We start from the raw sequence: 13,456 nt of genomic DNA, 5'->3' as shown, positions 1-13,456 counted from the left end.
CCAAGCAGTCGGGGAAATCGAGAGTGGTCCATGCCCGACATTTCACCAATACGTGGTTGTTGGATGCGGCGATACAACAGGCAGGGGAAGCGATCCGATATGACTCTCATGCGCGGGCCTTTGACAACAAGCAAAGAAAGCGGGACGTCAAGCACAATGCTGCGCTTCGGCAACTCGCGAACAAGCTCATCGGAATCCTTCATGGGTGCCTCGCCCGACACGAGCTTTACAACCCCTCGATTGCCTGGTCACAGGCCCAAACACAGCCGGCTGCTTGACAAGTTCCTTCCAGGGATGTCTCAATCATCAACGGATGTCGAGTTGACGGGCGTCCGAACCTTCCGGCCCGATCACCGACGTCCGGTGAACCCCTGCCGGATTCGGGCCTGCTGATCGTGGGCGAGATGCTCACGCATCAGCTTGTGTGCGAGGTCGGGGTTGCGGTCGGCGATCGCGGCGACCACGGCCTCGTGCTCGTCGAGCCGTTCGGTGACCGGCCGGGACTCCACCGATCCGTCGGGTTTCCATGGTGCTCCGAGCTTCACGTGCGCATCCAGACGGTGCAGCAGGGTGCTGATCGTCGTGTTGTGCGCGGCGGAGCGGACGGCGTCGTGCCAGTCGTTGAGCAGCCGACGCAGCTCGGTGACGTCGGTGATCTCCCGACATCGTGTCGAGACATCCTGCAGCCGAAGGAGGTCGGCCTCGGTACGCCGCTCTGCGGCAGCCGCTGCCGCCGACGAGTCGAGGATCGCGCGGACCTCGAAGATCTCGAGCACCTCCTCCTCCGAACGCACCCACGGCACGAACCCGCGGGAGGTGCTGCGCAGCAAGCCGTCGCGCTCCAGCAGCCCCAACGCCTCCCGGACCGGTGTGCGTGACACCTCGAACTCGGTACTCAGCGTGCCCGGGATGAGCGTGACATCGGCGTCGTAGAACCCGGTGGTCAAACGGGTGCGGATGATCTCGTAGACGTCGTCGCGGGCGCTCATGAGACCGTCTGTGCCAATGGCCGTTCCGGGTTCGACCGCCACTCCGACAGCGACCCGTCGTAGATCCGGACATCGGTGATCCCGATCTCGTGCAGTGCCAGGGCCACCCCGGCCGCGTTCACCGCGCCGCCGCAGTACAGGATGGGTGCCGGTCCGCCGACACCGATGCCTGCCTCGGCGGCCAGCTTCCGGGTGCCGGCCGCATCGTGGCGACCGGCCGCGTCGAGGGTCTGCGCATACGGCAGGCTCACCGATCCCGGAATATGTCCCGACAGTGGATCGGCGGGATCGCCGTCGAACTCCTCACGCCGCAACCCACACACCAGCAGACCGGTCGCCGCGGCCACCTCGTCGAGATGCGCGACCAGATCCGAATGATCCTGCACCGCAGGTGCGGTCACCGGGGAAACCGGCCGGGACGGTCCCGACTCGGTGGGCAGACCGGCGGAGGTCCACGCGGTCAGTCCACCGTCGAGCACCCGCGCACCGATACCGAACGACCGCAACACCCACCACAGCCGCGCCGCCCATGCGCCGTTCAACCGGTCGTAGACCACCACCTCGGTACCGTCGGTGATGCCATGGCGGGCAAGCGTATCGGCGACCTGCCGGGCCGACGGCCGCATGAACGGCAGCGGATCGTCGGGGTCGGAGAACTCGGTGAACAGATCGGCGAACCGGGCACCCTGGATGTGGTCTGCCTCGAAATCGGTTCGGCCCGAGGAGAACGCGGGCTCCTCCTCGCCGTCACCGCGGCGGATCGATGCATCGAGGATCACCACCGACGCCGTGTTCTCGGCCAGCCACGCGACGTCGACCAGAGCTGTTGGTGCACTCACGAGCCCACCACCACCGGAGCGGTCGACGCGGCACGGTTGCGCCACTCACCGCGTTCCGGTCGGTGCAGCCCCAGGCGCTCACGCAAGGTGGGACCCGCGGGCTGCTCGGACAGCAGACCACGGCTGCGCAGTTCCGGGACCACCGCGGAGGCGAAGTCCTCGAACGCTTCCGGGACATGGGTGGCCTGCACCATGAAACCGTCGGCCGCACCGGCATCGAGCCAGGTCTCCATGGTGTCGGCGATCTGCGACGCCGAACCCACCATGTCACCCTCGGTGCGCGCGCCGTACCAGCGGCCGATCTCCCGGATGGTCAGCTTCTCGCGTTCGGCGAACTCCACGATCTCACGATAGTGGCCCTCCACCCCGACCTCCTCCAGCGACGGCAGCGGACCGTCGAGGTCGTAGCGGGTCAGGTCGACGTTGACGTGGTAGGCCATGCGCGACAGACCGGCCTCCGGGGTGACCAGCTCGACGAAGGCCTCGTGCTTGGCGCGCGCCTCCGCGGCGTCGGTGCCGACCACCGTGGTGGCCGCCGGAAGCACCTTGACCTGCTGCGGATCCCGGCCGCGTGCGGCGACGCGCTGCTTGATGTCGCGGTAGAAGTCGACGGCCGAATCCAGTGACTCGTGGCTGCAGAAGATCACGTCGGCCCAGCGTGCGGCGAAGTCGCGACCGGCCGGGGAGGCGCCGGCCTGGATGATCACCGGATAACCCTGTGGCGGCCGGGGCACACCGAGTGGTCCCTGGACCGCGAGATGACGGCCGCGGAAGTCCACCGCCTCCACCTCTTCTGGTCGACCGAAGACGCCGGTCGCCTTGTCCGGGGCGAGGGCGTCGTCGGACCAGCTGTCCCACAGACGGGTGGTGGCCTCGAGGAACTCCTCGGCGCGCTCGTACCGGGTGGCCCGGTCGGGGAGCTTCTCCTGTCCGTAGTTCTGTGCCTCGGCGTCCTGGAAGCTGGTGACCACGTTCCAGCCGGCGCGGCCGTCGGTGAGGTGATCGAGGGTGCCGAAGGTCCGCGCGACGTTGTAGGGCTCGAGGTAGCCGGTCGACGCGGTGGCCGCGATACCGAGATGGGTGGTGGCCGCGGCCATGATGGTGGCCACCGGGATCGGGTCGAGACGCGGTGTGCCGGTGCCCCAGCGCACCGCCGGGTCGAAGGAGTTGCCCAGGCTGCGCGGCACGGCCAGCGAGTCGGGGATGAAGGCGAGGTCGAACCCGGCGTCCTCCAGGACGCGGGCGATCTTCACATAGTGGGCCGCGGAGAGGAAGCCGTCACCGGCGTGCGGATGACGCCAGCCGACGGTGCCCTGCGGTCCGGCGTTCAGGAAAGCTGCGAGATGCATTGTGGGATAACTCAGTTCGCCAGTGCGTACAGTCCGTCGACCAGGGCCACGGCGAATGAGCCGCTGCCACCGGTGGGCCCGACCTGGGCGGCGGCGAGCTCGGCGGCCCGGGCGTAGGCGGCGTGCGCGGTGACCGCGGCGAGGAAGGCGTCGTCGATCACGGCGGCGGCACCGGCGGTCAGGGCGCCCAGGCTGCACCCGGCGCCGGTGACCTTGGTCAGGCGGGCGTCGCCGCCCGGGACGGCAACGGTGCGGGTGCCGTCGGTGATGTAGTCGGTGGCACCGCTGACCGCCACCACGGCACCGGACTGCCGGGCGAGGCGCTCGATGTGCTCGACCGCGTCGTCGGAACCGGCGGTGGTCTCCACACCCTTGCCGGTGGTGGCCCCGCCGGCCAGGGAGATCAGCTCGCTGGCGTTGCCGCGGATCACCGCCGGACGCAGCTCCACCAGGGACTTGACCACGCCGTCGTACTCGGCGGCACCGGCACCGTGGGCGACCGGGTCGAGCACCCATGGGGTTCCGGCCTCACTCGCCACGGCGGCCACGGTGCGCAGCACCTCGGCCGGGTTGCTCATCACCGCGGCGGTGTTGATCCACACGCCCGCAGCCCCGGCCGGGAAAACCGCAGGCCAGTCCGCGCCCGCGCCGATCGCCGGGCCGGCACCGGCCGCGAGCAGGACGTTGGCGCTCAGGTTGGCGGCGATGTAGTTGGTCAGTCCATAGACGAACGGCGACTTCTCGCCGATGGCCCGGTATGTCTGCTGGATCTGCGGATCGTCAAAGGTGATCTCGGACAAGGCGTTTCCTCTGCATTGATGTCGTCCCCCGATGTGTCCACTTCTGTATACAGCTGTATGCAGCTGAGGGGAGGGGTTGTTCTCACGCCGATTTCAACCCTGCGCGATTCGCGTCGGTGTGGTCTCGAGACGTCATGACGGGATGAGAGGATTGCCGGTATGCCGATCGCACCGGAGCCACTCGCCGAGCTGCCACCCGCCCAGTGGTCCGGTCGGCCCACCCTCGCCGACGTGCTCCCGTGGACCGCCCGCAGCCTCGGTGAGACCTGGGGTGGGGGAGCCGGGCTGCCCGAGGTGGACGCACGTGACGTGGTGGTGTTCCTGGTCGACGGCCTGGGGGACCGGCTGCTCGAGCGGTATGCCGCCGACGCACCCACGCTGACCACGCTGCGCGCGACCACACTGCGTGCCGGCTTCCCGTCGACGACGGCCGCCAGCATCACCAGCCTGGCCGGTGGCGTGCCGTGCGGCATCCACGGGATCATCGGCTACAGCTTCCGGCCCGACGACGACTCCCGTGTCGAGGGGCCGCCGCGGCTGCTCAACGCGCTGCGCTGGACCCTGGACCGCTCCGACGGCGAGCCGGCCACGGCGGTCTATCCGCCCGATCGCGTCGCGCCGCTGGCCGGAGCGCTCGGTGATCTCGCCGATGCGGGCGTGGCCGTCACCTATGTGATGCCCGGCGAGTTCGCCGGCACCGGCCTGACACGGTCGGCGTTCCGGGCCGCCGGCACCCACATCCCCGCGGCCGGCAAGGACGAGGTCCGCGCCGGCATCGCCGCAGCCCTGGCCGATCGGTCGGCGGGCCGTCGCTTCGTCTACGCCTACTACCCGAAGCTCGACGGCGCCGGACACCTCGACGGTCCGGGGTCGGCGTCGTGGCGCAAGATGCTGCGCAGCATCGACGGCCTGGTCGCCGACATCGCCTCGGATCTGCCCTCGGGTGCGATGCTCGCGGTGACCGGGGATCACGGCATGATCGCCGCGGGCCGCCGGATCGACCTCGACACCGAGAAGGACCTGACCGCCGGGGTCGCCACGATCGGCGGTGAACCCCGGGTCCGTCACCTCTATCTCGCCGACCCGGCGTCGGCGGCCGACGTCGTCGCGACCTGGCAGGCGCGCGTCGGCGACGACGTCCGCGTGGCCACCCGCGCCCAGACCCTCGACGAACGGTGGTTCGGGCCGGAGGTGGCCCCGGCCGTCGTACCCCGGATCGGGGACGTGGTGGCCGTCGCCAAGGACCGGACCGTGCTGGTGTGCAGTGTCGGTGAACCGTTCGAGGCGACGATGATCGGACACCACGGCTCGTGGACCGCCGACGAACAACTGGTGCCGTTGGTGCTCGCGCAGGGGTGAGCCTGCCCGCAGGCGTGCCGGTCGTGGGGACGGACGCCACATCCCGACCTTGCACTCGGCATGTCCGAGTGCTAAAACGGAGCTTGGCACTCACGCACTGCGAGTGCCAGGTCGGGACGGTGAGATCGGTACCCACATGACACACCGGTCGTCCGTCGCGGGCACCGAGTCCGGCCGTACACCTGGTGTCACCCCCTACCGGAGGATCACTTACCCATGGCCAAGCAAATCGCGTTCGACGAAGAGGCCCGCCGCGGTCTCGAGCGGGGCCTCAACAGCCTCGCCGACGCCGTCAAGGTGACCTTGGGGCCGAAGGGCCGCAACGTCGTCCTGGAGAAGAAGTGGGGCGCCCCCACCATCACCAATGACGGTGTCTCCATCGCCAAGGAAATCGAGCTCGAGGATCCGTACGAGAAGATCGGCGCCGAGCTCGTCAAGGAAGTTGCCAAGAAGACCGACGACGTTGCTGGCGACGGCACCACCACCGCCACCGTCCTCGCTCAGGCGCTCGTCCGTGAGGGCCTGCGTAACGTTGCTGCCGGCGCCAACCCGCTGGGTCTGAAGCGCGGCATCGAGAAGGCCGTCGAGGCCGTCACCTCCTCCCTGCTGAAGAGCGCCAAGGAGGTCGAGACCAAGGAGCAGATCGCTGCCACCGCTGGTATCTCGGCCGGCGACGCATCGATCGGCGAGCTGATCGCCGAGGCGATGGACAAGGTCGGCAAGGAAGGTGTCATCACCGTCGAGGAGTCCAACACCTTCGGGCTGCAGCTGGAGCTCACCGAGGGCATGCGCTTCGACAAGGGCTACATCTCGGGCTACTTCGTGACCGACGCCGATCGTCAGGAAGCCGTCCTCGAGGACCCCTACATCCTGCTGGTCTCGGGCAAGGTCTCGACCGTCAAGGACCTGCTGCCGCTGCTGGAGAAGGTCATCCAGGCCGGCAAGCCGCTGCTGATCATCGCCGAGGACGTCGAGGGCGAGGCCCTGTCGACCCTGGTCGTCAACAAGATCCGCGGCACCTTCAAGTCCGTCGCCGTCAAGGCCCCGGGCTTCGGTGACCGTCGCAAGGCCATGCTGGCCGACATCGCCATCCTCACCGGTGGCGAGGTCATCAGCGAAGAGGTCGGCCTGTCCCTCGAGGGCGCCGGCGTCGAGCTGCTCGGTACCGCTCGCAAGGTCGTCGTGACCAAGGACGAGACCACCATCGTCGACGGTGCCGGCGATGCCGACGCGATCGCCGGCCGTGTGGCCCAGATCCGTGGCGAGATCGAGAACAGCGACTCCGACTACGACCGCGAGAAGCTGCAGGAGCGCCTGGCCAAGCTGGCCGGCGGCGTCGCCGTCATCAAGGCCGGTGCTGCCACCGAGGTCGAGCTCAAGGAGCGCAAGCACCGCATCGAGGACGCCGTCCGCAACGCGAAGGCTGCCGTCGAAGAGGGCATCGTCGCCGGCGGTGGCGTGGCCCTGCTGCAGTCCGAGCCCGCCATCGACGACCTGTCGCTCGAGGGTGACGAGGCCACCGGCGCCAACATCGTCAAGGTTGCGCTGTCGGCTCCGGCCAAGCAGATCGCCGTCAACGCCGGTCTCGAGCCGGGCGTCGTCGCCGACAAGGTCCTGAACTCGCCGAAGGGCACCGGCCTCAACGCCGCCACCGGCGTGTACGAGGACCTGCTGGCCGCCGGCATCAACGACCCGGTGAAGGTCACCCGCTCGGCGCTGCAGAACGCTGCGTCGATCGCGGCCCTGTTCCTCACCACCGAGGCCGTCGTCGCCGACAAGCCCGAGAAGAACGCTGCTCCGGCCATGCCGGGTGGCGACGAGATGGGCGGCATGGGCTTCTGATCTGATCAGAACCCGACGCGCACTTCGCGTTTCGACCGAAAGCCGGTCACCCTACGGGGTGGCCGGCTTTCGGCGTACCGGGACCAGGGTTGGCGGGTGGGTCAGGCGAAGCGCAGCACGTGCGGATTGAGGATCGAGTCCGGGTCGAAGGCGGTGCGGACCGCGGCCATGATCTGACGGTCCACGGCGTCGCGGCCGAGTCCGATCCACGCCAGCTTCGCGCGTCCGATGCCGTGCTCGGCGCTGATGCTGCCGCCGTGACGGGCCACCGTCTGCAGCACCGCGTCGGTCACCTCGTCGCGTCGGGCGGCCGGCACGTCGAGCAGATTCACGTGCACGTTGCCATCCACGAAGTGCCCGAAGCAGATCGGCCGAACCGTGGGAAAGCCGTCGTGCAGCAAGGCGGAGAGTTCGTCGAGGAAGTTCTGCATCGTCGGCAGTGGCACCGCGACATCGAGTTTGACCACCGGTGTCGACGACGCTGCCGCCGGAGTCGGCGTCGGACAGCACCTCGACGAGCGCTGTTGCCGGATCGGCCGGGCCGGAGACCTCGAACAGTGCGGTGTAGGCGGTGCGTGTGCCGAGCGGACGGCGCACACCCTGCTGCGCACACACCAGGTCGAGTCCGTCCGCGGTCATCAGTTCGCCGGCCTCGAGGGTCAGTCCCGCGGCCGAGATGGCATCGCGCAGCGTGAGTGCGGCCGAGATGGTGTCGACGCCGGCGAGGACGGTCGCGGTGGTGCGCGCGGGCAGCACCAGCCGGAGCAGGACCCGGGTGATCACCGCGAGGGTGCCCTCGGCTCCGGCGAGCAGGCCGGGCAGGTCGTAGCCGATGTTGTCCTTGGTCAGCGGGGTCCAGCGGGTCACCACCCGGCCGTCGGCGAGAACGGCCTCCACCCCGAGGAGTCGGGAACGGGTGCTGCCGTTCTTGACCATCGCGACACCGCCGGCATTGGTGGACACGATCCCGCCCAGGGTGGCCGACTCCCGAGAGGCCAGGTCGGTGCCGAGTGCGAGACCGTGTTCGGCGGCGGCGCGCTGGGCCGCGGCCACGCGCACGCCGGCACCGGCGGCGAGGGTGCGGCCGACCGGGTCGACCTCCTCGATGCGGTCCAGCCGGGTCGTGGACAAGACCACCTCGCCGTTCATCGGGATCGAACCGCCGACCAGCCCGGTGTTGCCGCCCTGCGGGACCACGGCGATCCCGGCGCGGTGGCAGAGGGCGAGTACCGCCGACACCTCGCCGGTGTCGGCGGGGCGGACCACCGCAGTGGTACGACCGTGCCAGTGGCCGGTCCAATCGGTGACGAATCCGGCGACCATGTCGGCGTCGGTGAGGACGTGGGCTCTCCCGACGATCGCGGCCAGCCCGTCGTGGATCGCCGACCACTCGCCGTCGGCTGCCGGGACCGGTGCGGAGCCGTCGTCGGTGTCGTGGTGAAGGGGCATGGTGGCGGTCTCCTTGATTCGTCGTCGGTGCCATGCTGACCCGTCCAGCGTCGGACGATCTCGGTGTCCCCGTCCAACACAGAGTTCCGATCTGTCGATCGGTTTTGCTTATGATCGCAGGGTGAACCTCCAACGGGCGGCCTATCTCGTGGCCGTCGCCGACCATCTCAGCTTCACCCGCGCCGCCGCCGAGCTCTTCGTCGCGCAGTCGGCACTCAGCCAGCAGATCAAGGTTCTCGAGCGTGAGTTGGGTGTCGAGCTGTTCGATCGGAAGGGGCCCCGGATCGCGCTGACCGCCGCGGGCGAGGTGGCGGTTCGCGAGGCGCGCTACCTGCTGGCCGCCGCGGATCGGGCGACCGAGCGGATTCGGGCGGCCGCCCAGGGCGGGGGCGGGACGCTGACGCTGGCGCTGACACGTTCGTGGGCCGGCGGGCGGGTGGGCGAGGCGATCGCCGAGTTCCGACGGCGCCGGCCCGACGTGACGGTGATCGAGCACCGCGGGTTCTCGGCGCTGAATCTGCGGCAGGTCACCGACGGGGCCGCAGATGCCGGGGTGGTGCGGTTGCCGGTGGACGTGGACGCGGGTGTGACGGTCCGCCGGGTGGATACCGAGGGGGTACGGCTCGCCGTGCCCGCCGGGCATCGGTTGGCGGACATGGAGTGGATCGATCCGGATGACCTCGCCGGTCAGCCGATGGTGCTGTGGCCGCGGGAGAACGCGCCGGGCTTCTACGACCGGCTGGCATCGATCTGGCCCGGCGGAACACCCCCAACGGTGCGCCACGAGGCCGACGACGAGCTGGTCCTGCGGGCCGTCGCCGAGGGGGCCGGCCTGGCGCCGGTGCCGGCCGGACGTGCCGCCACCATCCATGTGCCGGGTGTGGTGCTCCGGCAGATCGGCGGGCCACCGGTGCACCTGGCCGTCGGGATCGCGAGCCTCGACGAGAACCCGAACCCGGTGGCCGCGGCGTTCCTCGGAGTCGTCGACGGGTTGTCGGCCGGGTGATCCGGCCGCCGGAATCCGCGGCGGCCCGCAGGCGTTGAATCCGTCCATGAGCCCGATCTCCGTCGACATCTGGTCCGACATCGCCTGCCCCTGGTGCTACATCGGCAAACGGAAGTTCGAGGCGGGTCTGGCCGAATCCGGCCTCGCCGACGACGTCACCGTGACCTATCACAGCTACGAGCTGGCGCCGGATACGCCGGTCGACTTCGAGGGATCCGAGGTGGACTTCCTCGCCGCACACAAGGGGATGCCGCCCGCGCAGGTCCACCAGATGCTCGACCAGATGACCGGGATCGCCGCCGAGGTGGGCCTCGACTACGACTTCGACGCGCTGCGTCACACCAAGACCCTCAAAGCCCATGAGTTGCTGCACTACGCCAAGGGGCAGGGGCGGCAGATCGAGATGGCCGAACGGCTGTTCAAGGCATACTTCACCGAGGGGCGCCACGTCGGACGGATCGACGAGCTGGCGGAACTGGCCGGCGAGATCGGCCTCGACGCCGGCCGGGTGCGGGCGAGCCTGCAGTCGGGGGAGTACGCCGAGGCCGTGGACGCCGACCTCGACCAGGCCCGCGCCTATGGGATCACCGGCGTGCCGTTCTTCGTCCTCGACGGCCGGTACGGGGTGTCCGGTGCGCAGTCGCCGGAGGTCTTCGCCGGTGCCCTGCGCAAGATCGCCGAGGAGCGCGCCGATGCCTGAACCCGATACCGCACAGCCTGATCCGGACACCGCACAGACGGCGCCGGCGTTCCAGATGCTGGGTGAGCCGGGCGCCGTCTGCGTCGACGGTGTGTGTGCGCTACCCGCGCCCGCCGCGGACCATCCAGAAGTCGAGCTCGAGGTCGTCGTCGGAGTCGGCGGTCCGGTACTGGGCGAAGTCGGTGACACCTTCGGCGGCGAGCACCTCGTCGTCGATGAAGGTCTGACCGGTGACGGCGGCCGGGTCCTTGGACAGGACGGCGAAGGCGGCGTCGGCCATGATCTGCGGACTCCGGCTGCGCGACACCAACTCTGAGCCGAGTACATTGCGCACCGCGGCGGTGCTGATCATGGTGCGCGGCCACAGCGCATTGGATGCGACGCCGTCGGCGGCGAGTTCGCGGGCCAGGCCGAGGGCGACGAGGGTCATCGAGAACTTCGACACCGTGTAGGCGGTACCGATCGAGTCGAACCAGTGCGGCTCCAGGCTGATCGGCGGCGAGAGGGTCAGCACGTGCGCGTGATCGGACTTGCGCAGGTGCGGGATGGCGGCGCGGGCGAGGGAGAATGCGCCGCGCGCGTTGATGTCCTGCATGAGGTCGTACTTCTTCATGCTGAGCTGCTCGGTCGGCGAGATGTCCAGGGCGCTGGCGTTGTTGATGACCAGGTCCACGCCACCGAAGCGCTCGACGGTCTGCGCGACCGCGTCGGCCACGTGGTCGTCGTCGCGCACGTCGCCGACGACCGGCAGTACCTGACCGCCGGCGGCCTCGATGGCCTCGGCGGCGGTGTAGATCGTGCCCGGCAACTTCGGATGCGGCTCGGTGGTCTTGGCGAGCAGGGTGATGTTCGCACCGGCCTGCGCCAGGCGTACCGCGATGGCCTCGCCGATGCCGCGACTTCCGCCGGAGATGATGGCGGTGCGTCCGCGCAACGAATCGGGGGCTGAACTCATGGACACTCCTCAAACTGAACGATCGATCGGTTCTGTCAGGGTGCCTGGCCGATCCTGTCGTGTCAATGCCTGTGACCGGCAGTCGGGATGGCCGAAGGGCCAGATGGCGGCTCGGTGAACTGTTCGGGATATCCGAACACTCGGTGGTGGTTCAGGGGCGGAGCGGGTGGCATCCGACCAGGCCGAGCGCGTAGTCGGTGTAGAGCGCGGCCACCTCGTGGGGGGTGTCCGGACCGGCCGGGTCGAACCATTCGGAGACGCTCATGCACAGGCCGACCACGGCGCGCGCGGCCTCGCGGGGGCGGGGTGTGGCGAATCGCCGACTCGTGCAGCCGTGCTCGACCACCGCGTCGAACTGACGCTGTAGTGCCACGCGGCGATCGGCGACCCGACGATGATCCGGCTCGGCGAGACCACGCATCTCCGCATGTCCGCAGAACGCCAGACCGGGTCGGCAACAGTGGTACAGCGCAAGGCTTTCCACCATCAGCGCCAGCTCCTGTGCCGGATCGTCGGAGCCGTCTGCCCGGGCTGCGGTCACCCGGTCGAGCAGTTCGTCCATCGTGTGGTCGAACAGGGTCACCAGCATCGCCTGCTTGCTCGGATAGTGGTGATACAACGCGCTCACCGACATCCCCGCCGCCGCGGCGATATCCCGGATCGTGCAGCCGTGGTAGCCGCGTTCGACGATGCACCGCAGGGCTGCGGCGAGGACGGGATCGGTCACCTCGGGGCCCTCGTAGACGCGCCAGCGGCCGCCGGTGGATGCCGTCGGCGGGAGCGCGGGAGCGGGGTCGGGCCGTGTCGGGGCGGTGGCGTGGGTGCCGTCGAACAGCGCCGACGGCTCGATGCCGAGCTCGCCGGCGATGGTCTCGAAGCGGTCGACGGTGATGCCGGTCTGGCCGTTCTCCATCGCGCTCAGGGTGGCCGGGCTGAGGCCGAGGCGGCGGGCGAACTCCCGCAACGAGATCCCGGTGGACAGGCGCGCCGCCCGAATCCGGTCGCCGGCGGTGGGGCGGGTCGTCGGCGATGTGGGGAGCTCGGCCATGTGTTCAGGATATCCGAACAGTCGGTGGTGTTTTGTGCCGCTTGATCGTCCGAATCGTGACACGCAGGCCCCGTGCCCAGGCGTCGTCCGGCTGTCCTCTCGATTCCTGGTGAGAATGGGAGACATGACCTCCACTCCAGGTGCTCCCAGTCCGATCGCGACCCTGCCCAACCTGCGTGACCTCGGTGGCTGGCAGGCCGGCGGCGGCAAGGCGGTCCGTCCGGGCGTGCTGTTCCGCTCGACCGACTTCTCGTCGCTCGCCGACGCCGACGTCGCCCCGTTCGAATCACTCGGCGTCCGCACCATCTACGACCTGCGCTCGACCGCCGAGCGGGATGCGCTGCCCGATCCGACGCTGCCCGACGTCACCGACATCCATCTCGACGTGCTCGCCGACGCCGCGATGGCGGTCCCGGCCAACCTCGGCAAGATCCTGGCCGACCCGAAGACGGTCGCGATGGCCAGCAAGGAACTGTCCGGCGGCAAGGCCAAGGAACTGATCGCCCAGACCTATCAGGGCATCGTCTCGCTGCCCAGCGCACTGCGCTCCTACCAGTCCTTCTACCGCGGTCTGCTCGGCGACCACCCGCACCCGTCGCTGTTCCACTGCACCACCGGCAAGGACCGGACCGGCTGGGCCGCCGCGTCGTTCCTGACCCTGATGGGCGTCTCCGCCGACGACGTCTTCCACGACTACCTGCTGACCAATGACCGTCTGATCCCGGCACTCAAGCCGATCTTCGACGAATTCGCCGAGGCCGGTGGCGATCCCGACATCCTGCTGCCGGTGCTCGGTGTGGACCGCGCCTACCTTGAGACCGCGCTCACCGAGGTCGACACCCGTTACGGCGGTATCGAGGGCTACTTCACCCAGGGGCTGGGTATCGACGAGGCCGCGCAGAACAAGCTGCGTGATCTGTACCTGGTGGCTCGCTAGAATCCTGAATCGCCGCGGTTGCATCATGATTCGATGAGAAATCGGATCATGATGCAACCGCTTTTTGGTGACTCGGGCCGGCTATGACAGGCGAATCCGGCCCGTCTTTTGCCGTGCATGAACGTAAACGTTGTTGGCGGAATCTCTCAATTGGACACTGTTCAGGCCGATGCGTGGTGGTCG

The 13,456-nt window shown here is 69.1% G+C and carries 12 protein-coding genes and 1 pseudogene; 5 read left to right on the top strand and 8 right to left on the bottom strand.

Annotation, left to right across the window (positions count from 1 at the left end; genetic code table 11):
- The 5 genes from GD1_RS25230 to thiM all read right to left on the bottom strand — a co-directional run.
- The coding region (locus GD1_RS25230; protein WP_217997884.1) for a hypothetical protein at positions 1–203 on the bottom strand (203 nt) is incomplete at its 3' end.
- 147 nt (positions 204–350) lie between these two features.
- The gene (locus GD1_RS03595; RefSeq protein WP_053777112.1) at positions 351–989 is read right to left on the bottom strand and encodes a GntR family transcriptional regulator; all 639 of its coding nucleotides are present in this window, start codon (positions 987–989) and stop codon (positions 351–353) included.
- Entirely contained in the window at positions 986–1,828 is an 843-nt protein-coding gene (locus GD1_RS03590; protein ID WP_059035711.1) for a sulfurtransferase, read from the bottom strand. Before GD1_RS03590 ends, GD1_RS03595 begins: the two co-directional genes overlap by 4 nt.
- Positions 1,825–3,177 carry an LLM class flavin-dependent oxidoreductase gene (locus tag GD1_RS03585; RefSeq protein ID WP_059035709.1) on the bottom strand — a complete coding sequence of 451 codons (1,353 nt, stop codon included), beginning with the start codon at positions 3,175–3,177 and terminating at the stop codon, positions 1,825–1,827. The genes GD1_RS03590 and GD1_RS03585 overlap by 4 nt, the downstream gene beginning before the upstream one ends.
- A gap of 11 nt (positions 3,178–3,188) precedes the next feature.
- Positions 3,189–3,977: a hydroxyethylthiazole kinase gene (thiM, locus tag GD1_RS03580; RefSeq protein WP_059035707.1), complete on the bottom strand. Its 789-nt coding sequence runs from the start codon at positions 3,975–3,977 to the stop codon at positions 3,189–3,191.
- Between the two features lie 159 nt (positions 3,978–4,136).
- Between thiM and GD1_RS03575 the strand changes: the two genes are divergently transcribed.
- Both GD1_RS03575 and groL read left to right on the top strand, forming a co-directional pair.
- Positions 4,137–5,336 (top strand): alkaline phosphatase family protein, encoded by a 1,200-nt coding sequence (locus GD1_RS03575; protein ID WP_059035705.1) that lies wholly within the window; start codon positions 4,137–4,139, stop codon positions 5,334–5,336.
- 216 nt (positions 5,337–5,552) lie between these two features.
- Positions 5,553–7,178, top strand: coding sequence for a chaperonin GroEL (gene groL / locus GD1_RS03570; protein WP_053777110.1), 1,626 nt, complete (start codon positions 5,553–5,555; stop codon positions 7,176–7,178).
- A gap of 101 nt (positions 7,179–7,279) precedes the next feature.
- On the opposite strand, the pseudogene GD1_RS03565 reads toward groL, so the two are convergent.
- Positions 7,280–8,501: pseudogene (locus tag GD1_RS03565) on the bottom strand (FAD-binding oxidoreductase).
- A 247-nt stretch (positions 8,502–8,748) separates the two neighbouring features.
- Between GD1_RS03565 and GD1_RS03560 the strand changes: the two are divergent.
- Both GD1_RS03560 and GD1_RS03555 read left to right on the top strand, forming a co-directional pair.
- The gene (locus GD1_RS03560) at positions 8,749–9,633 is read left to right on the top strand and encodes a LysR family transcriptional regulator (RefSeq protein WP_053777109.1); all 885 of its coding nucleotides are present in this window, start codon (positions 8,749–8,751) and stop codon (positions 9,631–9,633) included.
- A 46-nt stretch (positions 9,634–9,679) separates the two neighbouring features.
- Positions 9,680–10,333, top strand: coding sequence for a DsbA family oxidoreductase (locus GD1_RS03555; protein WP_059035703.1), 654 nt, complete (start codon positions 9,680–9,682; stop codon positions 10,331–10,333).
- Between the two features lie 100 nt (positions 10,334–10,433).
- On the opposite strand, the gene GD1_RS03550 is transcribed toward GD1_RS03555, so the two are convergent.
- Together GD1_RS03550 and GD1_RS03545 are read right to left on the bottom strand one after the other, a co-directional pair.
- Entirely contained in the window at positions 10,434–11,288 is an 855-nt protein-coding gene (locus tag GD1_RS03550; RefSeq protein WP_059035701.1) for an SDR family oxidoreductase, read from the bottom strand.
- 151 nt (positions 11,289–11,439) lie between these two features.
- Positions 11,440–12,336: a TetR-type transcription factor C-terminal domain-containing protein gene (locus GD1_RS03545; protein WP_059035698.1), complete on the bottom strand. Its 897-nt coding sequence runs from the start codon at positions 12,334–12,336 to the stop codon at positions 11,440–11,442.
- A 124-nt stretch (positions 12,337–12,460) separates the two neighbouring features.
- Between GD1_RS03545 and GD1_RS03540 the strand changes: the two genes are divergently transcribed.
- Positions 12,461–13,273 (top strand): tyrosine-protein phosphatase, encoded by an 813-nt coding sequence (locus GD1_RS03540; RefSeq protein ID WP_053777106.1) that lies wholly within the window; start codon positions 12,461–12,463, stop codon positions 13,271–13,273.
- Positions 13,274–13,456: the final 183 nt, after the last annotated feature.

The sequence above is a fragment of the Gordonia desulfuricans NBRC 100010 genome (assembly GCF_001485495.1).
Classification (GTDB): domain Bacteria; phylum Actinomycetota; class Actinomycetes; order Mycobacteriales; family Mycobacteriaceae; genus Gordonia; species Gordonia desulfuricans.
The sequence above is the reverse complement of the archived record's forward strand: the minus strand, read 5'-3'. Positions and strand labels throughout refer to the sequence as shown.

Bases quoted from the DNA above. Each gene is read 5' to 3' on its own strand.
- GD1_RS03595 (WP_053777112.1), bottom strand. From the start codon at position 989: ATGAGCGCCCGCGACGACGTCTACGAGATCATCCGCACCCGTTTGACC.
- GD1_RS03585 (WP_059035709.1), bottom strand. From the start codon at position 3,177: ATGCATCTCGCAGCTTTCCTGAACGCCGGACCGCAGGGCACCGTCGGC.
- GD1_RS03575 (WP_059035705.1), top strand. From the start codon at position 4,137: ATGCCGATCGCACCGGAGCCACTCGCCGAGCTGCCACCCGCCCAGTGG.
- groL (WP_053777110.1), top strand. From the start codon at position 5,553: ATGGCCAAGCAAATCGCGTTCGACGAAGAGGCCCGCCGCGGTCTCGAG.
- GD1_RS03555 (WP_059035703.1), top strand. From the start codon at position 9,680: ATGAGCCCGATCTCCGTCGACATCTGGTCCGACATCGCCTGCCCCTGG.
- GD1_RS03550 (WP_059035701.1), bottom strand. From the start codon at position 11,288: ATGAGTTCAGCCCCCGATTCGTTGCGCGGACGCACCGCCATCATCTCC.
- GD1_RS03545 (WP_059035698.1), bottom strand. From the start codon at position 12,336: ATGGCCGAGCTCCCCACATCGCCGACGACCCGCCCCACCGCCGGCGAC.
- GD1_RS03540 (WP_053777106.1), top strand. From the start codon at position 12,461: ATGACCTCCACTCCAGGTGCTCCCAGTCCGATCGCGACCCTGCCCAAC.